This is a genomic window from Antarcticimicrobium luteum, from assembly GCF_004358185.1.
Taxonomy (GTDB): domain Bacteria; phylum Pseudomonadota; class Alphaproteobacteria; order Rhodobacterales; family Rhodobacteraceae; genus Antarcticimicrobium; species Antarcticimicrobium luteum.
Genome location: NZ_SMUV01000055.1, coordinates 1 through 24,142 on the forward strand (window position 1 = coordinate 1; position 24,142 = coordinate 24,142).

Annotated in this window: 25 protein-coding genes and 1 pseudogene; 15 read left to right on the top strand and 11 right to left on the bottom strand. The window is 67.8% G+C overall.

Going from position 1 to position 24,142, the window contains the following annotated elements; genetic code table 11:
- Positions 1–107: pseudogene (locus E1832_RS22870) on the bottom strand (ribulose-phosphate 3-epimerase); the annotation flags it as partial.
- Positions 108–287: 180 nt separating this feature from the next.
- On the opposite strand from E1832_RS22870, the gene phnC reads away from it, so the two are divergent.
- From phnC to E1832_RS05855, 6 genes are all read left to right on the top strand, one after another.
- On the top strand, positions 288–1,112 hold the full coding sequence (gene phnC, locus E1832_RS05830; RefSeq protein WP_133358796.1) for a phosphonate ABC transporter ATP-binding protein: 825 nt from the start codon (positions 288–290) through the stop codon (positions 1,110–1,112).
- Positions 1,113–1,172: 60 nt separating this feature from the next.
- Positions 1,173–2,075 (top strand): phosphonate ABC transporter substrate-binding protein, encoded by a 903-nt coding sequence (gene phnD / locus E1832_RS05835; protein WP_133358797.1) that lies wholly within the window; start codon positions 1,173–1,175, stop codon positions 2,073–2,075.
- 68 nt (positions 2,076–2,143) lie between these two features.
- On the top strand, positions 2,144–3,013 hold the full coding sequence (phnE, locus tag E1832_RS05840; RefSeq protein WP_133358798.1) for a phosphonate ABC transporter, permease protein PhnE: 870 nt from the start codon (positions 2,144–2,146) through the stop codon (positions 3,011–3,013).
- Entirely contained in the window at positions 3,010–4,335 is a 1,326-nt protein-coding gene (phnE, locus tag E1832_RS05845) for a phosphonate ABC transporter, permease protein PhnE (protein ID WP_133358799.1), read from the top strand. The genes phnE (E1832_RS05840) and phnE (E1832_RS05845) overlap by 4 nt, the downstream gene beginning before the upstream one ends.
- 179 nt (positions 4,336–4,514) lie before the next feature.
- Positions 4,515–5,129: a DapH/DapD/GlmU-related protein gene (locus tag E1832_RS05850; RefSeq protein WP_133358800.1), complete on the top strand. Its 615-nt coding sequence runs from the start codon at positions 4,515–4,517 to the stop codon at positions 5,127–5,129.
- Between the two features lie 43 nt (positions 5,130–5,172).
- A complete protein-coding gene (locus E1832_RS05855; protein WP_133358801.1) occupies positions 5,173–5,718 on the top strand; it encodes a hemerythrin domain-containing protein in 546 nt (181 codons plus the stop codon).
- Positions 5,719–5,740: 22 nt separating this feature from the next.
- Here the strand turns inward: E1832_RS05855 and phnF are convergent, their stop codons facing one another.
- On the bottom strand, positions 5,741–6,451 hold the full coding sequence (phnF, locus tag E1832_RS05860; protein ID WP_133358802.1) for a phosphonate metabolism transcriptional regulator PhnF: 711 nt from the start codon (positions 6,449–6,451) through the stop codon (positions 5,741–5,743).
- 103 nt (positions 6,452–6,554) lie between these two features.
- Between phnF and phnG the strand changes: the two genes are divergently transcribed.
- From phnG to phnN, 7 genes are all read left to right on the top strand, one after another.
- A complete protein-coding gene (phnG, locus tag E1832_RS05865) occupies positions 6,555–7,064 on the top strand; it encodes a phosphonate C-P lyase system protein PhnG (protein WP_133358803.1) in 510 nt (169 codons plus the stop codon).
- Positions 7,061–7,639, top strand: a complete 579-nt coding sequence (phnH, locus tag E1832_RS05870) for a phosphonate C-P lyase system protein PhnH (protein ID WP_133358804.1) — start codon at positions 7,061–7,063, stop codon at positions 7,637–7,639. The genes phnG and phnH overlap by 4 nt, the downstream gene beginning before the upstream one ends.
- A gap of 3 nt (positions 7,640–7,642) precedes the next feature.
- A complete protein-coding gene (locus E1832_RS05875) occupies positions 7,643–8,731 on the top strand; it encodes a carbon-phosphorus lyase complex subunit (protein WP_133358805.1) in 1,089 nt (362 codons plus the stop codon).
- Positions 8,732–8,791: 60 nt separating this feature from the next.
- Positions 8,792–9,649 carry an alpha-D-ribose 1-methylphosphonate 5-phosphate C-P-lyase PhnJ gene (locus tag E1832_RS05880; RefSeq protein ID WP_133358806.1) on the top strand — a complete coding sequence of 286 codons (858 nt, stop codon included), beginning with the start codon at positions 8,792–8,794 and terminating at the stop codon, positions 9,647–9,649.
- Positions 9,650–9,737: 88 nt separating this feature from the next.
- On the top strand, positions 9,738–10,508 hold the full coding sequence (gene phnK / locus E1832_RS05885) for a phosphonate C-P lyase system protein PhnK (RefSeq protein WP_133358807.1): 771 nt from the start codon (positions 9,738–9,740) through the stop codon (positions 10,506–10,508).
- A gap of 40 nt (positions 10,509–10,548) precedes the next feature.
- Positions 10,549–11,232, top strand: a complete 684-nt coding sequence (phnL, locus tag E1832_RS05890; protein WP_133358868.1) for a phosphonate C-P lyase system protein PhnL — start codon at positions 10,549–10,551, stop codon at positions 11,230–11,232.
- Positions 11,229–11,789: a phosphonate metabolism protein/1,5-bisphosphokinase (PRPP-forming) PhnN gene (phnN, locus tag E1832_RS05895; protein WP_133358808.1), complete on the top strand. Its 561-nt coding sequence runs from the start codon at positions 11,229–11,231 to the stop codon at positions 11,787–11,789. The genes phnL and phnN overlap by 4 nt, the downstream gene beginning before the upstream one ends.
- Here the strand turns inward: phnN and E1832_RS05900 are convergent.
- Positions 11,771–12,460 carry a DUF1045 domain-containing protein gene (locus tag E1832_RS05900; protein ID WP_133358809.1) on the bottom strand — a complete coding sequence of 230 codons (690 nt, stop codon included), beginning with the start codon at positions 12,458–12,460 and terminating at the stop codon, positions 11,771–11,773. The two genes, phnN and E1832_RS05900, sit on opposite strands and share 19 nt — an antisense overlap.
- Positions 12,461–12,507: 47 nt before the next feature.
- Between E1832_RS05900 and E1832_RS05905 the strand changes: the two genes are divergently transcribed.
- Positions 12,508–13,650 (top strand): alpha-D-ribose 1-methylphosphonate 5-triphosphate diphosphatase, encoded by a 1,143-nt coding sequence (locus E1832_RS05905; RefSeq protein ID WP_133358810.1) that lies wholly within the window; start codon positions 12,508–12,510, stop codon positions 13,648–13,650.
- Between the two features lie 93 nt (positions 13,651–13,743).
- On the opposite strand, the gene E1832_RS05910 is transcribed toward E1832_RS05905, so the two are convergent.
- Genes E1832_RS05910 through E1832_RS05945 form a run of 8 tightly spaced genes read right to left on the bottom strand, consistent with a single transcriptional unit; the run spans position 13,744 to position 21,532 of the window.
- Positions 13,744–14,220, bottom strand: a complete 477-nt coding sequence (locus E1832_RS05910; protein WP_133358811.1) for a class I SAM-dependent methyltransferase — start codon at positions 14,218–14,220, stop codon at positions 13,744–13,746.
- The gene (locus E1832_RS05915) at positions 14,217–14,984 is read right to left on the bottom strand and encodes a polysaccharide deacetylase family protein (RefSeq protein WP_133358812.1); all 768 of its coding nucleotides are present in this window, start codon (positions 14,982–14,984) and stop codon (positions 14,217–14,219) included. The genes E1832_RS05910 and E1832_RS05915 overlap by 4 nt, the downstream gene beginning before the upstream one ends.
- Complete coding sequence (locus tag E1832_RS05920; protein ID WP_133358813.1) at positions 14,981–16,117, bottom strand: glycosyltransferase family protein; 1,137 nt, start codon at positions 16,115–16,117, stop codon at positions 14,981–14,983. Before E1832_RS05920 ends, E1832_RS05915 begins: the two co-directional genes overlap by 4 nt.
- On the bottom strand, positions 16,114–16,704 hold the full coding sequence (locus tag E1832_RS05925) for a histidine phosphatase family protein (protein WP_133358814.1): 591 nt from the start codon (positions 16,702–16,704) through the stop codon (positions 16,114–16,116). The genes E1832_RS05920 and E1832_RS05925 overlap by 4 nt, the downstream gene beginning before the upstream one ends.
- Positions 16,701–17,780 carry a glycosyltransferase family 4 protein gene (locus E1832_RS05930; protein WP_133358815.1) on the bottom strand — a complete coding sequence of 360 codons (1,080 nt, stop codon included), beginning with the start codon at positions 17,778–17,780 and terminating at the stop codon, positions 16,701–16,703. The genes E1832_RS05925 and E1832_RS05930 overlap by 4 nt, the downstream gene beginning before the upstream one ends.
- Entirely contained in the window at positions 17,777–19,021 is a 1,245-nt protein-coding gene (locus tag E1832_RS05935) for a glycosyltransferase family 4 protein (protein ID WP_133358816.1), read from the bottom strand. The genes E1832_RS05930 and E1832_RS05935 overlap by 4 nt, the downstream gene beginning before the upstream one ends.
- Positions 19,018–20,235, bottom strand: coding sequence for a glycosyltransferase family protein (locus E1832_RS05940; RefSeq protein ID WP_133358869.1), 1,218 nt, complete (start codon positions 20,233–20,235; stop codon positions 19,018–19,020). Before E1832_RS05940 ends, E1832_RS05935 begins: the two co-directional genes overlap by 4 nt.
- A 16-nt stretch (positions 20,236–20,251) precedes the next feature.
- On the bottom strand, positions 20,252–21,532 hold the full coding sequence (locus E1832_RS05945; RefSeq protein ID WP_133358817.1) for a nucleotide sugar dehydrogenase: 1,281 nt from the start codon (positions 21,530–21,532) through the stop codon (positions 20,252–20,254).
- Between the two features lie 211 nt (positions 21,533–21,743).
- Between E1832_RS05945 and E1832_RS05950 the strand changes: the two genes are divergently transcribed.
- Positions 21,744–24,101, top strand: a complete 2,358-nt coding sequence (locus E1832_RS05950) for a mechanosensitive ion channel family protein (RefSeq protein WP_133358818.1) — start codon at positions 21,744–21,746, stop codon at positions 24,099–24,101.
- Positions 24,102–24,142 lie beyond the last annotated feature (41 nt).

The window sequence follows — 24,142 nt, forward strand, 5'->3', positions numbered from 1 at the left end:
ACCCAGTCGGCGCCCTGATCCTCGATGGCGCGGATCTCCTGCCCGAAGTTGGCGAAATCGGCGGACAGGATCGACGGCGCGATCTTGATGGAACGGTCGAAGCTCATCTCATGCATCTCCACTTGGCCTGACCTGCATATAGGCCGCCTGCGCCTCGGACGGTAGGGGCGAATCGACCCGCAGGGGCGCGAATGGCCGGTCCGCCGCGTCATGAAACTTTCATCCCCCTGACACATACCCTTTGGACAGGCGCGATAGGCGGACCCGGAGATGAAAAGGGGTGGCCCGTGCTGCGTATCGAGAAACTGACCAAACGGTTCGGCGAAAATACCGCGGTGGACGCGGCGAACCTGCATATCGACAAACCGGCTATGGTCGGCATCATCGGGCGGTCGGGTGCGGGAAAGTCCACGCTGTTGCGGATGATCAACCGGCTGGCCGACGCGACCGGGGGGCGGATCCTGTTCGAGGGCCGCGATGTGACCGGCCTGACCGGCAAGGCCCGGCGCGCCTGGCAGTCCGACTGCGCGATGATCTTTCAGCAGTTCAACCTGGTGCCGCGCATGGACGTGGTCTCGAACGTGCTGCACGGCACGCTCAACCGCCGCTCGACGCTGGCCACCATGTTCAACCTTTTCCCGACCGGGGACATCCATCGGGCCATCGACATCCTCGACCGGCTGGGCATCGCCGCGCATGCCCCGAAACGGGCCGAGGCGCTCTCGGGCGGGCAACAGCAGCGCGTCGCCATCGCCCGCGCGCTGATGCAGGATCCCCGGATCATCCTCGCCGACGAACCGATTGCCAGCCTCGATCCGATGAACGCCCAGACCGTGATGGAGGCGCTGCGCCGCATCCACGAGGAGGACGGCCGCACCGTCATCTGCAACCTGCACACGCTAGATACCGCCCGGCGCTATTGCGACCGGGTGGTCGGCATGCGCGACGGGCGCATCGTGTTCGACGGGCTGCCAGAACAGCTGACAACCGGTGTGGCGCGCGAAATCTACGGCGCCGATGCCAGTTTTTCCGAGTCGGCGACCTCGACCGAGATCGCGGCGCTGGACGCTCCGGCGCGTGGCGCGCTGCGCGAGGCCGAGGCGCTGATCTGACCTGCGAATTTCCACGCCCGGGCCGATGGGGGCCGGGTCCAACAACCTGGAGACACCAAGATGAAGAACCTGCTTGCCGCCATCGTGGCGACCACCGCCCTGACCGCCCCGGCCTTTGCCGAGGGCATCAGCGAATTCCGCATCGGCATCCTGGGCGGCGAGAACGCTCAGGACCGCATGAACAATAACGAATGCCTGCGCGCCAAGACCGAGGAGCTGCTGGGCGTCGAGACCAAGCTGTTCGCCCCGGCCGATTACAACGGTGTGATCCAGGGCCTGCTGGGCGGCACCATCGACATGGCCTGGCTGGGCGCCTCGGGCTATGCCAAGACCTGGCTGTCGGATCCCGAAGCGGTCGAGCCGGTTCTGGTCAAGGTCAACACCGACGGCAGCTACGGCTATTACTCGCTGGGCTTCGCCCGCAAGGACAGCGGCATCACCTCGCTGGAAGATGTGAAGGGCAAGGTGTTCGGCTTTGGCGATCCGAATTCGACCAGCGGCTTTCTGATCCCGTCGATCGAGATCCCGCAGGCCATCGGCGCCACCATGACCTCGGGCGATTACTTTGGGGAAGTGAAGTTCACCGGCGGTCACGAGCAGACCATCGTCGCGGTCAACAACGGCGACGTCGATGCCGGCGTGACCTGGGCCGACGGCCTGGGCAACTGGGAAGACGGCTATAACTCCGGTGCGTTGCGCAAGGCCGTGGACGCGGGTCTGGTCGACATGAACGACCTGGTGCAGATATGGAAATCCAAGCCGATCCCGGAGGGTCCGGTGGTGCTGCGCAAGGCGCTGCCCGAGGACGTGAAGGTCAAGATGACCGGCCTGATGGCCTCGCTGAAGTCGATGGACGCGGAGTGCTTCTATGGTGTGGCGGCGGGCGAGGCCAAGGGCTTCATGCCGATCACCCACGACGCCTATGAGGTGATCATCGAGGCGCGCCGGCTGAAGTCCAACTGATCCAGACCATCCTTTCTGCGGGGCCCGGCATTATGCCGGGCCCCGTTTACCGAACCGGGGGCACCCAAATGGCCGATCTCACCGCCGATCCCGCAGGGGTTTCGGACATTCGCAGCGCCTACATCGAGATGACGCGGCGCAAGCGCGTCTATGGCGGGTTGCTGCTGATCCTCTTCGTGGCCCTGATGGCTGCCGGGTTCCGCACCGCCGACGACCGCAACGCCGGGAATTTCCGCGACGGGATCGCCCATGTCTTCGATTACCCCGCCGAGGTGCTGAGCGAGGCCGCCGAAAAGGCCGCGCAACTGCCCGGTCACATCGTTCACTTCTTTCCCGCGCTGGTCGAGACGTTGAACATCGCCGCCGCCTCGACCCTGATCGGGGCGTTGCTGGGCACGGTGCTGTCACTGCTCTCGACCCGCGGCCTGGCGCGCTGGCCCATGCTGATCCCGGTGTTCCGCCGCCTGATGGACATCTCGCGCGCGGTTCCGGAGATCGTCATCGCGCTGGTGCTGATCTTCGTGCTGGGCGGCGGCCCGGTGCCGGCGATGATCGCCATCGCCATTCACACCTCGGGCGCGCTGGGCAAGCTGTTTTCCGAGGTGAACGAGAACGCCTCGCTCAAGCCCGTCGAGGGGTTGCAGTCGGTCGGCGCGAACTGGACCCAGCGGATGTACCTGGGCGTGATCCCACAGGTCGGCCCCAACTATGTCAGCTATGCGCTGCTGCGGTTCGAGATCAATATCCGCGCCTCGGCCATCCTCGGCTTTGTCGGCGCCGGCGGCATCGGATACGAGCTGCGCAACTCCATGTCCTGGGGGCAGGGGCGTTATGACGAGGCGGCGGCGATCTTCATCCTGCTGTTCCTGACCATCGTGATCGTCGATCAGCTCTCCGGCCGCCTGCGCGACCGCCTGACCCATGGAGCCCGGACATGACCGTATTCGCAACAGATCCCGGCGCCGAGGGGCTCAAGGCGCAGGCCGACCGCCTGTTCGCCCGCAAGCGGCTGATGAATTTCGGCCTGCCGATTCTGGTGCTGACCTATCTCGCTTACGTGATCTTCGCCTTCGACGTGCCTGGCCTGTATGAGCGCGCCAGCCTGGAGAATGCCCGCACGTTGGTCGCCGACAGCTACAGCTACAAGACCCATGTCACCCGCGACAACCGCAACGGCGTGGTCAGCGTCGCCATCGAGGGAGAGCGCAAGGGCAGCTACCCCGAGGGCACCGGCCCCGACTGGGTGGCGCTGGGCGAGACCACGGTGATCGACCTCGGGAACGGTCATATCGTACGGTTCGGCCCCGAAATTGTGGAATATGACATTCCTGGTTATGGTCTGGTTCGCGCCACCCCCAGCCGCAGCGCCGGTGTGGAGGCCGAACTGCGGTCTGGCGCCGTGCCCGACTGGATCAACCAGTCCAGGAATCGTCTGGCGATCAAGACCGACGCCGGACGGCTGACCGTGACCCGCAACCGCGCCGAGGTGTTCCGCTATTTCACCGGCTGGGAACTGTTCTGGTTCACCCTCGACAGCCCGTATCACGGGATGGGGCCCGTCCCGCTGCTGCGCCATGCGTTCTCGGGCGAGGCCGGTGCGATCTGGTCGGATTTCTGGAACAACGCCATGTGGCGGCATCGGGACGTGGCCTGGGCCCTGTTCGAGACCATCCTGATGGCGTTCCTGGGCACCATGGGTGCGGGTCTGGTGGCGCTGCCGGTGGCGTTTCTGGCCTCGCGGAATTTTACGCCGCTGCGCAGCGTTCGGTTTGCCATGCGCCGGCTGTTCGATTTCCTGCGCGGTGTCGATGCGCTGATCTGGACCATCGTGCTGGCCCGCGCCTTTGGCCCCGGGCCGCTGACCGGCGCGCTGGCGATCCTGGTCACCGATACCGGCACCTTCGGCAAGATCTTTTCCGAGGCTCTGGAGAACATCGACGAAAAGCAGATCGAGGGCGTCGCCTCCACCGGGGCGAAACCGATCCAGCGGTATCGCTTTGGCGTGATCCCGCAGGTGACCCCGGTGCTGCTGAGCCAGCTGCTCTATTTCCTCGAATCCAACACCCGCAGCGCCACCATCATCGGCGCGATCACCGGCGGCGGCATCGGCCTGCTGCTGACCCAGGCGATCATCACCCAGAAGGACTGGGAAGAGGTCGCCTATTACATCGTGCTGATCATCCTGATGGTGATGGTGATGGACTGGTTCTCGGGCTGGCTGCGGCGCAAGCTGATCGCCGGCAGTGAGAGCGGGCACTGAGGCGGCCGTCTTCCGCCGCCGGCGGGAGTATTTGGGCCGAGAAGAAGCAGGGGTTTGCCCTGCTTTTTCGTTATGCGCGTCACAAAATGTTCACGGCAAAGAAATTGCCGTCGGCGGCGCGGGTGGATATGATTTGTCTAGTTGTATGAAATTCATAGACAAGTCGAAAGGCTTCCCTGATGCCGCGCCTCAGCCCCACGGACCCCGTTATCCATCCCGATTGCGAGGTGGTGAACACCACCTTCGGCGCCTATTGCGAGCTGGGCCGCGGCAGCCGGGTGCAGAATTCGGAGTTTCTGGATTACTCCTATACCGACCGCTCGACCGATATCGCCAATGCGACCATCGGCAAGTTCGCCAATATCGCCAGCTACACGAGGATCGGGCCGACCGATCATCCGCTGCACACCGCCAGCCTGCATCATTTCCTGTATCGCTCGGCGGATTACTGGGACAATACGGAATTCGATGAGGGCTTTTTCGCGCATCGCAAGTCGCGCCGGGCCACCATCGGCCATGACACCTGGCTGGGCCACAATTGCATCATTAAGCCCGAGGTGACGGTGGGCGACGGCGCCGTTGTGGCCTCGGGCGCGGTGGTGACCAAGGATGTGGAGCCCTATACCATCGTCGCCGGCCTGCCTGCCAAACCGATGCGCCGCCGCCAGCCGCCTAAAATCGCCGAGCGGCTGATCGAGCTGGCCTGGTGGGACTGGAGCCACGATCGGCTGCGCGCCGCGCTGCCCGATTTCCGGGAGATGAGCGCCGAGGCGTTTCTGGAGAAATACGCCTGATCGAGGGCTTGCCCGGCGGGCGGCACGGATCTACCTCTGGTTCATGTCCGATCCCGACCTTTCACTTCATGCCCGGTCCGGCCTGCCCGAGGCGCTGCGGGTTCTGGTCGAGGAGATCCCGCGCGACGCCTGGCAGGCGCATCCCGATTTCGGCGGCCTTGTCGCGTTCTGGCTGGAGCGTCATCTCCTGTTCCGCCGCCTGCTGGCGACGCTGGAGGCGGATGTGCAGGCGTTGATCGACGGCCAGATCCCGTTCGAGGTCTATGCGCCGCGGCTGTCGCGGTTAGGCGGGCTGCTGGTGAACGAGCTGCACGGTCATCACCAGATTGAGGATCAGCATTATTTCCCTCTTCTCGCGCGGTTCGATCCGCGGATCGGGGCCGGTTTCGACCTGCTTGACGCCGACCACCAGGCTCTGGACGGGCTGTTGAATGACATGGCAACGGCCGCGAACGCGGCGTTGGCGGGCGGTGCGCCGGGACGTCTGGCCGATCATCTGGACGGATTCGGGCGGATGCTGCACCGGCATCTGGAGGACGAGGAAGAGATCGTCGTGCCGGTGATCCTGAAAACGGGCTTCGGCGGGTAGGCGCGGCCGCCCTCAGGCGCCCTCAGGCACCGTCCACGGTCAGGGTGACCCGGTCGCCCGCGAACCAGGTGCGGCCATATTCCACCGGCGCGCCGTCGGCGTCGACATTAACTCCGACGGTGCGCAGGATCGGGGCTCCCTCGGCCACCCGCAGGTGCAGGGCCTGGGTCGCATTGGCCTGTTTCGCGGTGATCCGGGTCTGCTGCCGCGTGTAGTCCGCGACCCCGCAACGGGCCAGCGCCTCGGTGACAGAGCGGGTCTCGCTCAGCGCGTCCCGCAGGCCCGGAAACCGCTCGCCGGGAAAGGTGCTGCGGAACAGCGCGATGGGCGCGCCATCGGCCAGCGACAGCCCGTCGTAGACCAGCACCGGATCACCCGGAGCGAGCGCCAGCGCATCGGCCTCGCGCGCGTCGGCGGCGCGGGCATCCAGCGACAGCAGCTTTTTGGCGGGCAATTGACCGCCGGCGGCGACATTGCCATGGAATCTGACCCGCCGCCCGATCGGGTAGTCGGTGGGGCGGGCGGCGACGAACACCCCGGCGCCGCGGCGCGCATGCACCAGCCCCTGATCGGCCATTTCCGCCAGCGCCCGGCGCACCGTATGCCGGTTGACGCCGAATTTCGCCGCCAGCTGCGCCTCGGTCGGCAGCCGGTCGCCGGTGGCATAGCGGGCCTCGGCGATATCGGCGGTCAAGGCGATGGCGATGGATTTCCAGAGTGGGGTGCGGGCCATGTCATTAAATCTTCACAACGCGGTGGATTGCGCCCGAGGGATGGGCGGGATAATATTTGTATAGTTGTATAGTGAACATAGACAACCCGGCCAAGAGGCATTCATGGCGATACAGAAAAAAAATGGCACCGAAGCCGAGATCGAAACCGAAACCGGGGCTGAAACCGGCGCCGGGCAACAGGCGCGGCGCGGGTGGATGAGCCTTCTGGCCCGAGCGCCGGAAACGCTGCTGCTGGCGCTCTGGTCGGGCTACGGCGCGAGCCCGTCCTTCGACTGGCTGCGCCGGCCGGAAACCGGGGCAGTGATGGTGCGGGGCCGCATGGGCGGCACCGGCGCGCCCTTCAATCTGGGCGAGATGACGGTGACCCGCTGCGCGCTGACGCTACAGGATGGCACGGTGGGACACGGCTATGTTCAGGGGCGCAGCAAGGCCAGGGCAGAGGCCGCCGCGCTGATCGACGCGCTGATGCAGACCGGGGCCGCGAGCGCGGTGCGCCGAGCCATTCTCGACCCTCTGGCCGAGGCGATGGCGACCACGCGCGAGGACCGCGCGGCCAGGGCGGCGGCGACCAAGGTCGATTTCTTCACATTGGTGCGGGGAGAGGACGGATGAGCGTATCGCTGAACAGGGCCTATGGCGGCGGCTTTGCCGATCCGGCGGTCGACTCGGCCCGCGCCTTTCGCGCGGCAATGAACGTGATGGCCAAACCGGGCGAGATCCGCGATCTGGACTCCGCCCAACCGCCTGCGCCGCTGTCCGCTGCGGCAGGCACGCTGCTGCTGACGCTTTGCGATCCCGAGACCGGCGTCTATCTCGCCGGGGCCTGCGACACGCCCGAGCTGCGCGGCTGGCTCGCCTTTCATACCGGCGCGCCGGTGGTGGCGGCGGCGGAGGCCGATTTCGCGGTTGGTACCTGGGCGGAGCTGATGCCGCTCGACCCGTACCGTATCGGCACGTCGGAATACCCCGACCGCTCTGCCACGCTGATCGTCGAGATGGACGCACTGGAGCAGGCGGGTGCCACTTTGCGGGGACCGGGGATCAAGGACAGCGCCACGCTGTCGCTGCCCGATGCGGCGGCGCTGGCGGGCAATGCGATGCTCTATCCGTTGGGGCTCGATTTCTTCTTCACCTGCGGCGGCAAGGTGGCCGCGCTGCCGCGCAGCACCGCGATTTCGGAGGGCTAGGCGATGTATGTTGCAGTCAAGGGCGGCGAACGCGCCATCGAGAACGCCCACGCTTGGCTGGCCGAGGAGCGCCGCGGCGATACCTCGGTCGCCGAGCTGGCGGTCGCGCAGATCCGCGAGCAGCTCTCGCTGGCGGTGAACCGGGTGATGGCCGAGGGGTCGCTCTATGACCCCGATCTGGCGGCGCTGGCGATCAAGCAGGCGCGCGGCGATCTGATCGAGGCGATCTTTCTGATCCGCGCCTATCGCACCACCCTGCCGCGCTTCGGCGCCACCAATCCGGTGGAGACCGGCAAGATGGCCTGCGACCGGCGCATCTCGGCCACCTTCAAGGATGCGCCGGGCGGGCAGGTGCTGGGCCCGACCTTCGATTACACTCACCGTCTGCTGGATTTCAAACTGACCGCCGAGGGCGAGGTGCCGGAGGCGCCCACCGCCGAGCCGCGCCATGAGCCGACGCCGCATATCACCGAGTTCCTGCAGGGCGAGGATATCATCCAGCGCGAGCCGGAAAGTGAGGCCACGCCGGGCGATCTGACGCGCCAGCCGATGTCCTATCCGTCGGGCCGCGACATCCGCCTGCAATCGCTGACGCGCGGCGACGAGGGCTTTGTTCTCGGCCTCGCCTATTCGACCCAGCGGGGCTATGCGCGCAACCACGCCTTTGTCGGCGAGTTGCGCATCGGCACCGTGGCGGTCGAGATGGAAATCCCCGAACTGGGCTTCGCCATCGAGATCGGCGAGGTCGAGCTGACCGAATGCGAGACGGTGAACCAGTTCGCCGGCTCCAAGACCGAGCCGCCGCAGTTCACCCGCGGCTACGGGCTGGTGTTCGGTCAGACCGAGCGCAAGGCGATCTCGATGGCGCTGGTCGACCGGGCGCTGCGCTGGCGCGAGCTGGGCGAGGACGATCTGGGCGCCGCGGCGCAGGACGAGGAATTCGTGCTGTCCCATTCCGACAACATTCAGGCGACCGGGTTTCTGGAGCATATCAAGCTGCCCCACTACGTCGATTTCCAGTCCGAGCTGGAGCTGGTGCGGAAATTGCGCCGGGAGGCTGGGGTGGAAGAGGTCCGGGAGGCGGCGGAGTGATGCGCGCCGGGGAACAAGTGAGCCAATTGAACGAAAACTCGCGGGCTGAAAGGACCAGCCATGTCTGACTACAACTTCGCCTATCTGGACGAACAGACCAAGCGGATGATCCGCCGGGCGATCCTCAAGGGGTTGGCGGTGCCGGGCTATCAGGTGACTTTCGCCAGCCGCGAGATGCCGATGCCCTATGGCTGGGGCACCGGCGGCGTGCAGGTCTCGGCGGCGACGCTGACGCCCGAAGATACCTTCAAGGTGATCGACCAGGGCTCCGACGACACCACCAACGCGGTGTCGATCCGCAAGTTCTTTGAAAAGACCGCCCGGGTCGCGGTGACCGAAGAGACGGAAAAGGCCAGCGTCATCCAGACCCGCCACCGCATCCCCGAGGCCGCGCTGACCGAGGATCAGATCCTGGTCTATCAGGTGCCGATCCCCGAGCCGCTCAGGTTCCTCGAGCCGCGCGAGACCGAGACGCGCAAGATGCACGCCCTTCAGGAATACGGGCTGATGCATGTGAAGCTTTACGAGGACATCAGCCAGCATGGCGCCATCGCCACCTCCTACGCCTATCCGGTGAAGGTGTCGGACCGCTACGTGATGGACCCCTCGCCGATCCCGAAGTTCGACAACCCGAAACTGGAAATGGCGGCGATCCAGCTCTTTGGCGCGGGGCGCGAACAGCGCATCTATGCGGTGCCGCCCTGGACCCCGGTGGTGAGCCTCGATTTCGAGGATTACCCCTTCGAGGCGACCAAGGCGGATCATGCCTGCGATCTCTGCGACGCCGAGGACAGCTATCTCGACGAGGTGATCCTCGACGATGCCGGCAACCGGATGTTCGTCTGCTCCGACACCGATTACTGCCGCGCGCGGCGCGAGGCCGGCCATGTGGGCCGTTTGGGCGAGGAGGCGGCGTGATGCATGGTACTGAAAAATTCTTCGAAGAATTTTCCCCGGAATTTTTGAAAATTCCGGGCGATGAAACCCTCTGTCGGGAGGAAAACCAATGACGCCGCTGCTGCAAGTGAAGGGCATCGAAAAGCGCTACGGCGCGCGGATCGGCTGCGCGGATGTGAATTTCGATCTCTACCCCGGCGAGGTGATGGGCATCGTCGGCGAAAGCGGCTCGGGCAAGTCGACGCTGCTCAACTGTCTGGCGGGGCATCTGGCCCCCGATGCCGGGCAGGTGATCTTCGACACTCGTGCGGACGGGCCGGTGGATACCGTCACCATGTCGGAACCCGCGCGCCGGATGCTGGGGCGCACCGACTGGGCCTTTGTCCACCAGCACGCCCGCGACGGGCTGCGCATGAACGTCAGCGCCGGCGGCAATATCGGCGAGCGGCTGATGGCCGTGGGCGCGCGCCATTACGGCGATATCCGCGACCGTGCGGTCGACTGGCTCGACCGGGTCGAGATCGCCGAGAACCGGGTGGACGATCGCCCCAGCGCGTTCTCGGGGGGGATGCAGCAGCGGCTGCAGATCGCCCGTAACCTGGTGACCGAACCGCGTCTGGTTTTCATGGACGAGCCCACCGGCGGCCTCGACGTCAGCGTTCAGGCGCGGCTTCTGGACCTGTTGCGCGGGCTGGTGCGGCAGATGGGGCTGAGCGCGCTGATCGTCACCCATGACCTCGCCGTGGTGCGGCTTCTGGCCGACCGGCTGATGGTGATGAAGGACGGCCACGTGGTGGAAAGCGGCCTGACCGATCAGGTTCTGGACGATCCGCAGCATGCCTATACCCAGTTGCTGGTTTCGTCGGTGTTGCAGGTGTGAGGGGCGGGATATGAGTATTTCAGCACAGAAGAAGATGCCGATGATTGAGCTGTCCGGCGTGGCCAAGAGTTTCGTTTTGCACAATCAGGGCGGCGCGGTGATCCCGGTGATGGCGGGCGCCGACCTCAGCGTCGCGCCGGGCGAATGCGTGGCGCTGACCGGCGCCTCGGGCGCGGGGAAATCCACGCTCATGCGCATGATCTACGGCAATTACCGCGCCAATGCCGGCCGGATCATGGTCGGCGGCACCGACGTGGCCAGCGCCGAGCCGCGCGAGATCATCGCGCTGCGCCGCGAGGTGCTGGGCTATGTCAGCCAGTTCCTGCGCGTGGTGCCGCGGGTGCCGACGCTGGATGTGGTGGCCGAACCCTTGCTGGCGCTGGGTGTGGCAGAGGAGAGCGCGCGGGCGCGGGCGGCGGAGCTGCTGGCGCGGCTGAACATCCCGGAGCGGCTGTGGCCCTTGAGCCCGACCACTTTCTCCGGCGGCGAGCAGCAGCGGGTCAATATCGCCCGCGGCTTTGCCCATGACTACCCCGCGCTGCTGCTGGACGAGCCTACCGCCAGCCTCGATCCGGTGAATCGCGCCGTGGTGCTGGAGCTGATCGAGGCCGCCAAGGCGCGCGGCGCGGCGATCGTCGGCATCTTTCACGACGCCGAGGCGCGCGCGCGGGTCTGCGACCGGGAAGAAGACGTGTCCGTGTTCACCCCGCAGGCGGCGGCATGAGCGATCCGGCCTCCCTCGCGCCGATCATCGCTGTCGTCGGCCCCTCTGGCGTCGGCAAGGACAGCGTGATGCAGGCGCTGGCCGACCGCGATCCGGGGTTTCGCATTCAGCGCCGGGTGATCACCCGGCCCGCGGATGCGGGCGGCGAGGAGTTCACCGGCGTCACGCCGGAGGTCTTTGCGCGGATGCAGGCGGCCGGCGATTTCGCGCTGAGCTGGCAGGCGCATGGGCTGTCGTATGGAATCCCGTCCGAACTGTACAATCTGCGCCGGGGCGCGCGGGCGGTGCTGGTGAACCTTTCCCGCGCGGTGCTGGGGGAGACGCAGGAACGGTTCGGCGATCTGATCGTTCTGTCGCTCACCGCCGCGCCGGAGGTGCTGGCGGGCCGTCTCGCCGCGCGCGGGCGCGAGGATGCGGCCGAGCGCGCGCGGCGCCTCGACCGTGCCACGACGCCGCTGCCCGAGGGGCTGCGCCGGGTGATCGAGGTGGACAACAGCGGCCCGCTGGCCACCACGGTCGACACCGTCCTGGCCCGGCTTCAGCCGGAAAGCGTGTAGCGGTGGATCAGATGAAAACGCCCCGCCGCATCCTCGCCCATCAGCGCCAGATCGTCGATCCCGAAGGGGACCGGCAACAGCGGCCCCAGGTCGCGCGCCAGCGCCGCCTCGACCGTGCCGAGCGCGGGCTTGGCAAGCTTGCCCGACAGGGTGATGTGAAAGCGGAACTCGCCCATCACGTAAGGATAGCCCCAGCGTGCCAGATTCTCCTCCTGCGCCGGGCTCAGGCCGGCGGCGCGGCGGCGGGCCAGCTCGGCCTCGGACGCCGGGGCGCGGAAAGGGTCCAGCGCCTCGACCGCGCGCGCGGCCAATGCGTTGAGCGCCTCGGTCCCGCCCAGCGGGCGCAGCGCCAGGAACCGGCCCAGACGCGCCAGCGCCAGCCCGTCGAGGCGCAGCGGCGCGAGCATGGCGCAGAGGTCGGCGCAGGCCACCTCCAGCTGGGCGCGGGTTTTCCCCTCGGCCAGCCGGAACGGCGGCTTGAGGGTGGCGTGCGCCCCGTATTTGCGTGGGGTCGCGGTGATCTCCTCCACCGGCAGCGGCAGGCCGGCAACCGCCGGGTGCGGCACCTCTGCCCCGGCCTCCATGTCCCAGCCCAGCCAGCCGGTGGCAAAGCGTCCCCATGCCGCCTCGGCGGGCGGGGCATAATAGATGGCGTAGCGCTGAAATTCCATGTCGGCCTCGGCTGGCTGTTCCGTTCCTCAAATCATGCGATGCTCAGATGACAGAAGAATTATGCCTTGCCAATGCCACCCTGGTCCTGCCCGGCGAAACCCGGATGGGAAGCCTCCGGGTGGTCGACGGAACCATTGCCGCGATCGAAAGCGGCAGCGCCGTGCCGCGCGGCGCGGTGGACTGCGGCGGCGACTATATCGCGCCGGGGCTGATCGAGCTGCACACCGACAATCTGGAACGGCACATCCAGCCGCGCCCCAAGGTCGACTGGCCGCATGCCGCCGCGCTGATCGCCCATGACGCCGAGCTGGCCGGCACCGGCATCACCACCGTGTTCGATGCGCTGCGGGTGGGCTCGATCCCGAGCGGCAAGGGGCGCTATCTGAAATATGCGCGCGGGCTGGCCAGCGAACTGCTGGAGTTGCGCGCCGCCGAGGCGCTGAAAATCAGCCATTTCCTGCACCTGCGCGCCGAGGTCTGCTCGGAAACCCTGCTGGAGGAGCTGGCCGAGTTCGGCGCGGACGACCGGGTCGGATTGGTCAGCCTGATGGACCACACCCCCGGCCAACGGCAGTTCCGCGACATCTCCAAGCTGGAGGCCTACATGAAGGGAAAGCACGCGATGAGCGATGACGATTTCCTTCAGCATGTCGCCCAGCTCAGGGCGCTGCGCGACAAGGTCGGCGACACCCACGAACACGGCGCGGTCGCCGAGGCGCGGCGCTTTGGCGCGGTGCTGGCCAGCCATGACGACACCACCGAGGCGCAGGTCGGAACCTCGGCGGGTTACGGCATCCGCCTGGCGGAGTTTCCCACCACGGTCGAGGCCGCGCGCGCCTGCCGCGACCACGGCATCGCGGTGATGATGGGGGCGCCGAATCTGGTGCGGGGTGGCTCGCACTCGGGCAACGTCGCGGCGGCGGAGCTGGCGGAGCTTGATCTGCTCGACATTGTGTCGTCGGATTACGTGCCGTCGGCGCTGCTGTTCGCGGCGGTGCGTCTGGGCCAGCTGTGGGGCGATATGGCGCGCGGGCTGTCCACGGTGACACAGGCGCCGGCGCAGGCGGTGGGGCTGGGCGATCGCGGCACGCTGGAACTGGGCAGGCGCGCTGATCTGGTCCGGTTTCGCCTGCGCGGCGACGTGCCGGCGCTGACCGGGGTCTGGTCGAAGGGGCAGCGGGTGGCCTGAGGCCGCCCGGCGGGCGGCACGCTCTGCCTGCCGCGTCTTCTCTTTTCAACGACGGCCGCCGGAGGCCCGCGCCGCGGGCGGGTGTTGCCAAGCTCAGGCGCGGTAGAACAGGTAGCGGTCGGGCGCGATGGTGTCCGGCCCGGTGAGCTGCTCGAAGCCGACCAGCGGCTGGCCCGAGACGATCAGCCCGCCGGGCTGCATCACGGCGGCGATCAGCGGCGACAGGCGGGCGGCCTCTGCCACGTCCTTTTCCTTGATGCCAAAGCCGAAATCGTAGTGCGCCAGCGCGATGCGGGCGCCGGTTTGCGCCAGTTTGCGCAGCATCGGTTCGGCCTCGCCCTGCAGGAAATCCGCCTCTGGCGGGGTGCAGGAGGGGTGGCATTGCAGCACCCGGTCGACCACCCAGATGCGCCGGTCCGGCAGGATCTCGCGCAGATGGTCATAGGTGCGGCCGTTGCCGAGGCCCAGATCGACCACGTCGCCGGGCAGGACGGCGATCTGTTCGGCCGCCCAGTTCAGCCCGTCGCGCTGGGCGGCAAGGCGGCGCAGCATGGAATCCAGTCGGCTCATGGGGTGTCCTTCGGTTCGCTTGAGGCTGTCCAGGGGGTGACCGGCCCGGCGCGCAACCGGCCCAGCAGGGCGCGGGTGAACGCCCAGATCGCCGCGTCATGAACCAGGTGATGGGTCAGCAGGCCATAGGGTTCGCCGTTGTCGGTGTGTCCCTCGCGCCGGTCGGCGAGCTGGGCGGCCAGTTGCGCGATCAGCGCGGCGGGATCGGTGAGGGAACGGCTGCCGTGCCAGTCGATCGGGTCGAGATGGGTGTTCACCTGCACCAGTCCTGGCGCGGCCTGTGCCGATTTTCGCGGCGTGAAGGTCGAGATTGCGGCATAGCCCAGCCCCGGCAGCGCCGGCAGCAGCTCCGGCGCGATCCGGTTCCAGGGCGGCACGAAGACCGGCCGCAACGCCGGGCCGAACAGCGCGCGCAGCCGGGCAAGCCCGTCGCGCGCCTCTTTCGCCATCACGGGCAGCGGGCGGTGGGCGCCGAACTCGGCCTTTTTCGCGCCCTCGGGGGCGTGGTTCCGATGCGCCCAGCCGTGGACCACCGGGATCAGCCCCGGGTGCGCCCTGACCGCCCCGGCCAGCGCCGGGTCGGCAGCGGCGGGGATCACCGCCAGATGCACCGGCAAGGCCACCTCATCAGCCAGCGCGGTGAGTTCGTCCAGCGCGGCACTGGGGGCGATGGCGTCGTCGTCGCGCCACCACAGCGGCAGCGTCATTCCCGCCTGTCGCCAGCGGTCAAACTCCCGGTCGAGCGGGGTCCAGTCCCAGGTCATATGCGTGCCTTTGCCATGTCTGTGGCGATTGCCACGGATTGCGCCGCGCCGTCAAACCTCAAACCGCTGCCCCGGCGGGGGCCGGCGGCGAGAACCCGGTCGAGCGCCCCGGCCAGCGCCTCGGCGGTCAGATCGCCGCTGCGCAGCACCTCGATTGCGGGAAGGCCGGCAAGGCTGGTCGCGCGCAGGCCCTGTTCCACCTCCTTGCCGGCGTCGAAGGGGATCAGCACGGCGGGGGTGCCGGCCTGCAGCAGGTCCATCGCGGTGTTGTAGCCGCACATGCTGACCGAGGCGGCGGCGCGCGGCAGCGTCCGGCGGAAATCGGGGCGGGCCGGTTCGACGGCAGCGTTGGCGGGGGCCTGGGCCTGCAAATCAGCCAGCAGGGCGGGATCGTTGCCGCCCACCAGCAGACGCCAGCGCAGGGCGGGGCGCAGGGCGGCGGCCGTCAACGCGGCGCGGTAGAGCGGCCCGCCGACGGCGCCGCCGCCGGCGCTGACCAGCACCTCGTCCGCGCCCAGACCCTGGGGATGCGGCGCGGGGGCAGGGGGGGCAACATAGCCGGTATACCGCAGCTTTTCCGCCAGCGCGGGGGTGACGGGCCAGCTCTGCTCCAGCCGGGTCGCGTGGTCGTCGGAGTGGACCAGAACGGCGTCATAGTACCGCATCACGATCTCTTCGGTGCGCTGCGCCTTGGCCGGTTTCGACGGCGGCGCCAGGATGTCGCGGATCGAGGACAGCACCACCGGGCGGCGGCGCTGGTCCTGCGCGGCCTCCAGCAGCGACAGGAACTCGCCCGCCAGCGCCCGGCGGCCAAAGGGGTAAAGCTCGGTGATCAGGATGTCGGGGGCGAACTCGGTCAGCGCGTGGCGCAGGGCCACCATGCGGGCCTCCAGGTAGCCCGCGCCGGCCGCCTGCCCGTGGTCGTCCAGCAATCGGGCGAAATCCACCCCGTCCGAGGCCAGCGGGGGCAGTTGCAGCCAGCCGAGGTGACCGGCGTCCAGATGCGGCGCTGGGCGGCCGCCGGAGACGACCAGCACCTCATGCCCGGCGGCGTCGAAGGCATGGGCCAGCGTCAGCGCCCGGCTCAGGTGGCCGGTGCCGAGCAAGTGGGTGACCACGATCATCGCCTTCATGCCGCCTCCCCCGCCGGGAGCAGGCGGATCGGCTCGCCCTCCGGCATCAGGGTCTCGCCGTCGATCATCAGGACATAGAGCCGGTTGCGCTTGATCCTGAAGGGGGCGGGGCCGTCGAAATCCCAGCCGTAAGCGCGGGCCAGCAGCACCCGCATGATGCCGATGTGGCAGACGGCGAGTGCATCGCGGTCGCGGCGGGCGAGCCAGCGGCGCAGCCGGGTCCAGACCTCGCCCGGGCTTTCGCCGCCGGGCGGGCGGTAATCCCAGCCCCAGTCCTCGATATGACGAAAGCCGCTGCCGGGCGTGGCGAGCAGGTCGAGGCCGCGCTTGCCCTCCCACACGCCCCAGTTCATCTCGGTCAGCTCGGGCGCGGTGCGGGGGGCGCGGCCGGCCACCAGTTTGGCGGTTTCGGCGGCGCGTTTGAGCGGACTTGACCACAGCTCGGCCGCGTCCCAGGGGGTGGGCAGGCGCTGGGCGGAAAGCTCGGCGCGGGCGGCATCGTCGAGCGGGATGTCGCTGGCGCCCTGAATGCGGCCCATGCGGTTCCATTCGGTGTGGCCGTGGCGCAGCAGGGCGAGGCGGATCATGCGGCGCTCTCCAGCAGCGGCGCGACGGCGGACCAGAACCGTTCGGTCGCGGCGGCGCGCAGATGGGCGCGGGCGATCATCGTGCGCCCTTGCGCGCCGCAGTCCCGTCGCAGCCCGGGGTCGGCGAGCAGGGTGGAGATTTGGGCGGCGAGCGCCGGCGCGCCGTCCTCGGGGGCGGGGTAGTCACCCGGCAGCAGCACGTCGCGGACGCCGGGGCGGTCCTGCGCCACCACCGGAAGGCCCGCCGCCTGCGCCTCAAGATAGACCATGCCGAAGGCCTCGTTGACGCCGGGCCAGACAAACAGGGACGCGCGCTGGTAGGCCCGCGCCAGCGCGGCGCGGTCGAGCTGGCCGAGGAAACGGACGCGGGCGCCAAAGGGGGCCATCAGCGCCTCGACCTCGGCCCGCGCCGGGCCGTCGCCCGCGATATCGAGCCGCCAGTCGCCGGTCAGATGCGCCAGCGTCTGCGCCAGGATTTCGTAAGAGGCGAGCTTGTCGCCCGCCCGCATCATCCCGGCGGTCAACATCGGGCCACTGCAATCGGCGGCGGGCGGCAGGGTCTCGGCGGGCAGGAAAGGCGGCAGGTGGATCAGCCGCTGGCCGGGCGCCTTGTGCCGGTCCAGCGTGATCAGGTCGTTGGCGGTGAGGTAGAAGATGACCCGCGCGGCATCGCAGGCGGCCTCGGCGGCGCGGGCGAAATCGGTCCAGGGACCGGTCAGCCGTTTCCTGGCGCGGGTGGATTCAATCTGAACGTAGGGCAGACCCAGCGCGGCGCAGGTTGCGGGGCCGATCAGGTCGGGCGCCTTGTAGTAGTTGTGATAGGTGACCCAAAGGGCAATATCCCGGCCCGCGAGGGTTCCTGTCAGCCGCGCCACCTCTACCGCCGCCGCCCGCCGCAGCTCTGCCTGCCGGGCTGGATCACCGGCCTTTTCGTGCAGCTTCAGCTCCGAGACCACCTCGACGTCTGCGCCTGTCGCGCCGATGGCCGCGATCAGGTTGCGCGCCATTTCCCGGTCGCCCGAGGGGATCGGATCCCCGGGCGGTTTCATCGGCGCATAAAAGGCGATGCGGGTCATGGGGCTGGATCGCCCAGCATGGTGCGCAGCCGGGCGGCGAGGCGGTCGATGCCGGGCTGCATGGCGAAGTCGTCGATCAGCCGGGCGCGCGCCGCCTCGGCCATGGCCCGTGCCCGGGCCGGGTCGCGGGCGAGGGTTTCGATGGCGGCGGAGAGCTCTTCGGGATCGTCCCCGGCCAGCAGGCCATGGGTGCCGCTCTCGATGAATTCCGGGATCGCCGCCACGGCGGTGGAGATGATCGGCAGCAGTTGCGAGGCCGCCTCCATCAGCACATTGGGCAGCCCGTCGCGGTCGCCGTCCGCAGCGATCCGGCTGGGCAGCACGAAAAGGTCGGCGGCGCGCATCGCGGCGATCACCTCGGGCTGGTCGCAGGGCCCGCGCCAGTCGATCCGTGCGGCGATGCCCGCCGCCTGCGCCTGTGCCTCCAGCGCGCCGTGCAGGGTGCCGCCGCCGATATGGGTCCAGCGCCAGTTCAGATCCTCGGGCAGAAGCGCCAGCGCGGCGATCAGCCGGTCGAACCCCTTTTTCTCCACCAGCCGTCCGACGGAGAGCATGTGCAGCGGATCGCCCGGCGCGCGCGGCGGGCGCGCGGGCGGGGCAGGAAACCGGCCGAGGTCCAGCCCGTGATAAATCAGGTCGACGCGGGCCGGATCGTCGGCCAGCTCGCGCAGGTGGCGGGCACCATAGGCGGTGCAGGTGGCGCCGAACACGGCCGCATGGGGGCCGGCGAGTTTTTCGCGCTTTTCCCACTCGGGCGAGGTCCAGATGTCCTTGGCGTGGGCGGCAAAGCTCCACGGCAGGCCGCGCATGATCGCGGCATAGCGCGCGACGGAGGAGGGCGTGTGCAGGAAATGGGAATAGAGCCCGCGGGTCTCCTGCGGCAGTTCGGTCGCCAGCACGCAGGCCTGACCGAACCGGCGCACCCGGTTGCGGGTGCCGTCGCGGCGCAGATCGGCGCGCCAGACCTTGTAGGCCTCGGCGTAGCCCGGCAGGGCGCGGGCGGCGGTGCGGGCGCGATTGAGCCGCGCGGGTTCGTCGAACAGGTATTCGGGCAGGTAATGCACCTTTCCCCGAAGCCGGTCATGCAGCGGGTGGCGCTTGGTGTCGGTGGGGTGACGCAGCGACCAGATGTCGAAATGCAGTCCGGCCTGTTCCAGCGCGACAAGCTCCTGCGCGATGAAGGTTTCCGACAGCCGCGGCCAGCCTTTCACCAGCACCGCCAGCGATGGCGCGGCGCTCATTCCGCGGCCTGTCCGCGCCGTTCGGCCAGAAGTACGGCGACACGCCCGGTCACGTAGTCGAGCCCGCCCAGAAGCCCCTCGTGCATCGCCTGTGACGGCAGCGGCTGGTTCGGCAGGTCGCGGATGGCGCGGATCATCGCCTCGGGCGTCAGCCCGTCGCGGCCGTTCTCCAGCATCCGCACCAGACCCAGCTCCTCGGCGCGGCTGGCGCGGATCCACTGTTCCAGTCTTGGCAGGGTGCGCGGCACGATCACCGCGCGCTGGTCAAAGGACAGCACCTCGCAAAAAGTGTTGTAGCCGCCCATGCAGACCACGCCCCGGGCAAGGGCAAAGAGCGACTCGATCTGCGATTCGAAGCCCACCGTGCTCACCCGCCCCTTCAGCCGCGCCACGCGCGCCTCGAAATCGGCGCGGGTTTCGCCCGACAGGAACGGGCCGTAGACGATCACCGCCCGCGGCGCCAGGGTCGCGTCGCGCTCATAGGCCGAGAGCACGAGGTCGACCATGAATTCGCCGTCACCGCCGCCGCCGGGCGTGATCAGGATATAGGGGCCTTCCTCGGGCGGCGGGCCGGAGGGGCCAAGCTCGCGCCGCAGATAGCCGGTCCAGTGCATCCGCGCGCGCACCTCGGGGCCGAGGTCGAGTCCGGCCACCGGATCGTAGAAATCGCGCTGCCCATAAACCCAGATCTCGTCGTAATAGGTCCGCATGGCCTCGACCGCGCCCTTGCGCGCCCATTCGGCGGCCAGCAATTCGGGGTCGTCGAGCACGTCGCGCAGCCCCAGCACCAGCCGCGCGCGGCCCGCCGTCTGCAGGCAGTCCAGCGTCGGCAGCAGCTCGCCGCGAAAGCCCGAGGGTTCCTTGTCGACGATCAGGATGTCGGGATCGTACTGGCGCGCCGAGGTTTCGATCAGCGCCGCGCGCAATTCGGTGATCTCTTCGATGTCCATGCCCAGGGTCTGGGCGACATAGGATCCGTCGCTGCGCTTGGTCACGCCGGGCAGGCGGATATGATCGACGCGGCGCGGAAAGGCAAAACGCCCGGCGACCGGCGAGCCGGTCAGGATCAGCGCCGAGGCGGCGGGATTTGCCCGGGTGATCGCGCCGGCCAGCGCGCGCGAGCGGCGCAGATGGCCCAGCCCGTAGGTGTCATGACTGTAGAGCATGACACGCGGCGCACGGTCGGTGCGCTGCGCCTGGCTCTGGAATGTCATGCCGCTCATCATGCTGTCAAAGCCTCAGGTCCGCGCCCGATTTGCCGAAAATACCCTTGATATCATACAGAACCGCGCCCGGTTTGCCCAAGGCTCGAATTGCCGCGCTGCCCATCTCGACGAACTCCCTGTGCGCAACGGCGACGATGACGGCATCATAGGCACCGCAATCCGGGGTCGTCACGGGGGAAATGCCGTACTCCTCCGCGACCGATTGCGCATTGACCCAGGGGTCGTAGACGTCCGGTTGCAGCGAATAGGCCTCCAACTCGGACACGATATCGGCGACGCGGGTGTTGCGGGTGTCGGCGCAGTTCTCCTTGAAGGTGAAGCCCATCACCAGCACCCGCGCCTGCGCCAGATTGGCGCCGCGCGCCAGCAGCGCCTTGATCAATTCATGGGTGACGTGCTTGCCCATCTGGTCGTTGATCCGGCGCCCGGCCAGGATCACCTCGGGGTGATAGCCAAGCTGTTCGGCGCGGTAGGTCAGATAATAGGGATCGACGCCGATGCAGTGGCCGCCCACCAGCCCGGGTTTGAAGGGCAGGAAATTCCACTTGGTCCCTGCCGCTTCCAGCACCTCCAGCGTGTCGAGTCCGAGGCGCGAGAAGATCAGCGAAAACTCGTTCACCAGCGCGATGTTCAGATCGCGCTGGGTATTCTCGATCACCTTGGCGGCCTCGGCGGTCATGATCGAGCCGGCCCGGTGCAGCCCGCCCCGGACCACCGGCGCATAGAGCGCCGCCACCCGGTCGAGCGTCTCGTCGTCCTGGGCCGAGATGATCTTGACCACGTTCTCCAGCGAATGTTCGGCGTCGCCGGGGTTCACCCGCTCGGGCGAATAGGCAAGCTTGATGTCCCGATAGAGGGTCAGGCCGCTGCCGGCGGCCAGCACCGGGCCGCAGACCTCTTCGGTCACACCGGGATAGACGGTGCTTTCCACCACCACCAGCGCGCCGGGCACAAGATGCGGCGCGATCGCCCGGCAGGCCGCGCGCAGCGGCTCCAGATCCGGGGTCTTGGCATCGGTGATGGGGGTGGGCACGGCGACGATGAAGGCGGTGCACCCGGCCAGATCCGCGGTATCGTCGGAAAACCGCGCCCCGGCCGCGGCCAGCGATGTCTCCGACACCTCGCCGTTGCGGTCCTGGCCGTGGCGCAGCGCCGCGATATGGGCGCTGTCGGTATCGAAGCCAAGCGTGTTGTGGCCGGCTCGGGCCAGCGCCACAGCAAGCGGCAGTCCGACATAGCCCAGACCCAGCACCGCGATCTTGTCCTGATTGCCTTGCTTGGCCATCGCCCGTCTCTATTCCGTCCGCCCGCGCGGGCCGCTGGTCCGCAAGTACCATATGGCCTTTGCGGCCATGCCCCTACTAGTGAAATCGCACCCGAATGCAAACAGGTTTCTGCCGGGCATGAAATCCTTTGGCGCCGGGGCCTTTGCGCGTTTGCCTTGGCAATTGCGCTCTTGTAGCCTGCGCCAGACGCATCGGGCCGGGACCAAAGCCATGACCAAGACGCTGTTTCGCCTGCTACTGGTCCTGTCGGTGCTGGTTCTGACGCCGGTTCCGGCGCCCGCGCAATCGGTCCTTTCGCTGGGAACAGGCGCCGCGTCCTCTTCCGGGCAGGACACCGACAAGCTGGCCGAGGCGCTGAAACAGGCGGCCGAGGCGGGGGTCGGCGTCGTGGTGGTGGATGCCGGCGGCGCCCTGGTCGGCACCGTGCCGGACCAGGCCCCGCCGGTGGAGCCCGCCGCGGGCGAGGCGATGATGGAGGGCGCCTCGTCGCTGATGAAGGCGCAGGCCCGGGTCAAGACCTTCCGCCAAACCCTGCGCGAGCGGCTCGACGCGCTGCCCAATTCCCTGAACGAGGTGCGCTATATCCTGCGCGCCACCAGTCCCGACGGGCGCATCATGACCTATGTGGAGGTGCTGCTCTGGAACCTCCTGTTCCTCGGGATCGGTTACCTGTTCGCACGCTTTGTCTATGGGCCGAAGATCGCTGGCCGGTTCGTCATTCCGCGGGTGAAGGAGGCCCCGCAAGGGTACCTGGAAAAGATGCCCTTCCTGGTGTTCCGCTTTTCCGCGGGGGTGATCGGATCGCTGTTCGTTCTGCTGATCGCGCTGATCCTGGGGGCGCTGATCATCCGATACCCAGACGATCTGTCGATCCAGTTCACCACGACGGCGATCCTTGCCAGTTTTTTTATCGCCCGCAGCGTGTCGGATCTGTGGCGGATGATCCTGTCGCCGTTCCTTGGCCAGTACCGGATGCCGCATTTCCCTGACCGGGACGCGCGGCACCTCTATTACTGGGCGACGGTGCTGATCGCCTTCAACGTGACCTCGATCGTGTTCAGCACCTGGATCGCCGATTTCGGCCTGAACTATAACGTCTACGCGCTGCTTTATGGGGCGCTGACGCTGGTGGCGACGCTGGGCAATGTGCTGATGCTGCTGTGGAACGGGCGGGCGATCACCAGTGCGATCCGCGGCGGCCGCGCACCGGCCGACATTCCCTGGCTGACGCGCAGCGTTTCCTATGCCTGGGCGCCGGTGATGATCGGCTATTTCATCGTTGGCTGGTTGCAGCTGTCCTTTGATCTGGTGCTGGAACAGCCCACCGGCATCCCGCCGATCGTGGCGGCCTATTCCAGCTTTGTCGCCATCATCGTGGTCTATGGTGTGATCAACTACGGGATCGAGCATTATTTCGCCCGCGCGCGCAGCCGCGAGGCGCTGAATGAGGGACTGGCCGAGGCCGAGGCGCGCGAGGCCGACGGCGGCATGCCGGCGCCGGAGCGTCCGCGCCACGCCATCGCCACCTATGAGGCGCTGGCGCGCCGGGTCTCGGGCATTCTGGCCTTTGTCGCCGGGGTCTATGCGCTGGTGCTGCTCTGGGACAGCGACAACCGCGTGATGTCTAACCCGGTGGTGGGCAACCTGCTGGATGTGACCGTGATCCTGTTCATCGGTTACATCGCCTATCACCTGTTTCGTATCTGGATCGACAGCCGCATCGCCGAGGAAAGCGGCGATGACGCGGCCGCCGAGCTGGGCGATGAGGGCGGCGCGACGGGGGCGAGCCGGCTGGCGACGCTGCTGCCGCTGTTCCGCGGCGCGATCCTGGCCGTCGTGGTGGTTTCGGTCGCGCTGATCGCGCTGATGGAGCTGGGCATCAACGTCAGCCCGCTGTTCGCCGGCGCAGGCGTGGTGGGCCTGGCCGTGGGCTTTGGCGCGCAGACGCTGGTACGCGACATCTTTTCCGGCGCGTTCTTTCTGTTCGACGATGCCTTTCGCAAGGGCGAATACATCGATCTGGGCGAGGTGAAGGGGACGGTGGAAAAGATCTCGGTCCGCTCGTTCCAGCTGCGCCACCATCTGGGCGCTCTGCACACCATCCCGTTCGGCGAGATCAAGGTGCTGAGCAACTATTCCCGCGACTGGGTGATCATGAAGCTGCCGCTGCGGGTGACCTATGACACCGACGTGGAAAAGGTCCGCAAACTGATCAAGAAGCTGGGGCAGGAGTTGCTGAGCGATCCGGTGATCGGCGACAATTTCATCCAGCCGCTGAAATCCCAGGGCGTGATCGAGATGCAGGACAGCGCCATGATCATCCGGGTGAAATTCATGACCAAGCCGGGCGATCAATGGCTGGTGCGCAAGAAGGTCTATGAGGATATTCGTGAGCTGTTCGCCCGCGAGGGCATCAGGTTCGCCCACCGCGAGGTGACCGTAAGGCTGGCCGGGGATCAGACCGGAGAGGCGACGCCGGAGCAGAAGAAGGCCGCCGTGGGCGCGGTGCAGGCCGCGATAGACGAGGACATGCTGGACGAGGACGGCGGCCACGGCGACGACCGGTAGGGGCGCGGGGGCGCTTGCGCGTCTCTCGGCGATTGCGTGCA

Bases quoted from the DNA above. Each gene is read 5' to 3' on its own strand.
- phnD (WP_133358797.1), top strand. From the start codon at position 1,173: ATGAAGAACCTGCTTGCCGCCATCGTGGCGACCACCGCCCTGACCGCC.
- phnE (WP_133358798.1), top strand. From the start codon at position 2,144: ATGGCCGATCTCACCGCCGATCCCGCAGGGGTTTCGGACATTCGCAGC.
- phnE (WP_133358799.1), top strand. From the start codon at position 3,010: ATGACCGTATTCGCAACAGATCCCGGCGCCGAGGGGCTCAAGGCGCAG.
- E1832_RS05850 (WP_133358800.1), top strand. From the start codon at position 4,515: ATGCCGCGCCTCAGCCCCACGGACCCCGTTATCCATCCCGATTGCGAG.
- E1832_RS05855 (WP_133358801.1), top strand. From the start codon at position 5,173: ATGTCCGATCCCGACCTTTCACTTCATGCCCGGTCCGGCCTGCCCGAG.
- phnF (WP_133358802.1), bottom strand. From the start codon at position 6,451: ATGGCCCGCACCCCACTCTGGAAATCCATCGCCATCGCCTTGACCGCC.
- phnG (WP_133358803.1), top strand. From the start codon at position 6,555: ATGGCGATACAGAAAAAAAATGGCACCGAAGCCGAGATCGAAACCGAA.
- phnH (WP_133358804.1), top strand. From the start codon at position 7,061: ATGAGCGTATCGCTGAACAGGGCCTATGGCGGCGGCTTTGCCGATCCG.
- E1832_RS05875 (WP_133358805.1), top strand. From the start codon at position 7,643: ATGTATGTTGCAGTCAAGGGCGGCGAACGCGCCATCGAGAACGCCCAC.
- E1832_RS05880 (WP_133358806.1), top strand. From the start codon at position 8,792: ATGTCTGACTACAACTTCGCCTATCTGGACGAACAGACCAAGCGGATG.
- phnK (WP_133358807.1), top strand. From the start codon at position 9,738: ATGACGCCGCTGCTGCAAGTGAAGGGCATCGAAAAGCGCTACGGCGCG.
- phnL (WP_133358868.1), top strand. From the start codon at position 10,549: ATGATTGAGCTGTCCGGCGTGGCCAAGAGTTTCGTTTTGCACAATCAG.
- phnN (WP_133358808.1), top strand. From the start codon at position 11,229: ATGAGCGATCCGGCCTCCCTCGCGCCGATCATCGCTGTCGTCGGCCCC.
- E1832_RS05900 (WP_133358809.1), bottom strand. From the start codon at position 12,460: ATGGAATTTCAGCGCTACGCCATCTATTATGCCCCGCCCGCCGAGGCG.
- E1832_RS05905 (WP_133358810.1), top strand. From the start codon at position 12,508: ATGACAGAAGAATTATGCCTTGCCAATGCCACCCTGGTCCTGCCCGGC.
- E1832_RS05910 (WP_133358811.1), bottom strand. From the start codon at position 14,220: ATGAGCCGACTGGATTCCATGCTGCGCCGCCTTGCCGCCCAGCGCGAC.
- E1832_RS05915 (WP_133358812.1), bottom strand. From the start codon at position 14,984: ATGACCTGGGACTGGACCCCGCTCGACCGGGAGTTTGACCGCTGGCGA.
- E1832_RS05920 (WP_133358813.1), bottom strand. From the start codon at position 16,117: ATGAAGGCGATGATCGTGGTCACCCACTTGCTCGGCACCGGCCACCTG.
- E1832_RS05925 (WP_133358814.1), bottom strand. From the start codon at position 16,704: ATGATCCGCCTCGCCCTGCTGCGCCACGGCCACACCGAATGGAACCGC.
- E1832_RS05930 (WP_133358815.1), bottom strand. From the start codon at position 17,780: ATGACCCGCATCGCCTTTTATGCGCCGATGAAACCGCCCGGGGATCCG.
- E1832_RS05935 (WP_133358816.1), bottom strand. From the start codon at position 19,021: ATGAGCGCCGCGCCATCGCTGGCGGTGCTGGTGAAAGGCTGGCCGCGG.
- E1832_RS05940 (WP_133358869.1), bottom strand. From the start codon at position 20,235: ATGACATTCCAGAGCCAGGCGCAGCGCACCGACCGTGCGCCGCGTGTC.
- E1832_RS05945 (WP_133358817.1), bottom strand. From the start codon at position 21,532: ATGGCCAAGCAAGGCAATCAGGACAAGATCGCGGTGCTGGGTCTGGGC.
- E1832_RS05950 (WP_133358818.1), top strand. From the start codon at position 21,744: ATGACCAAGACGCTGTTTCGCCTGCTACTGGTCCTGTCGGTGCTGGTT.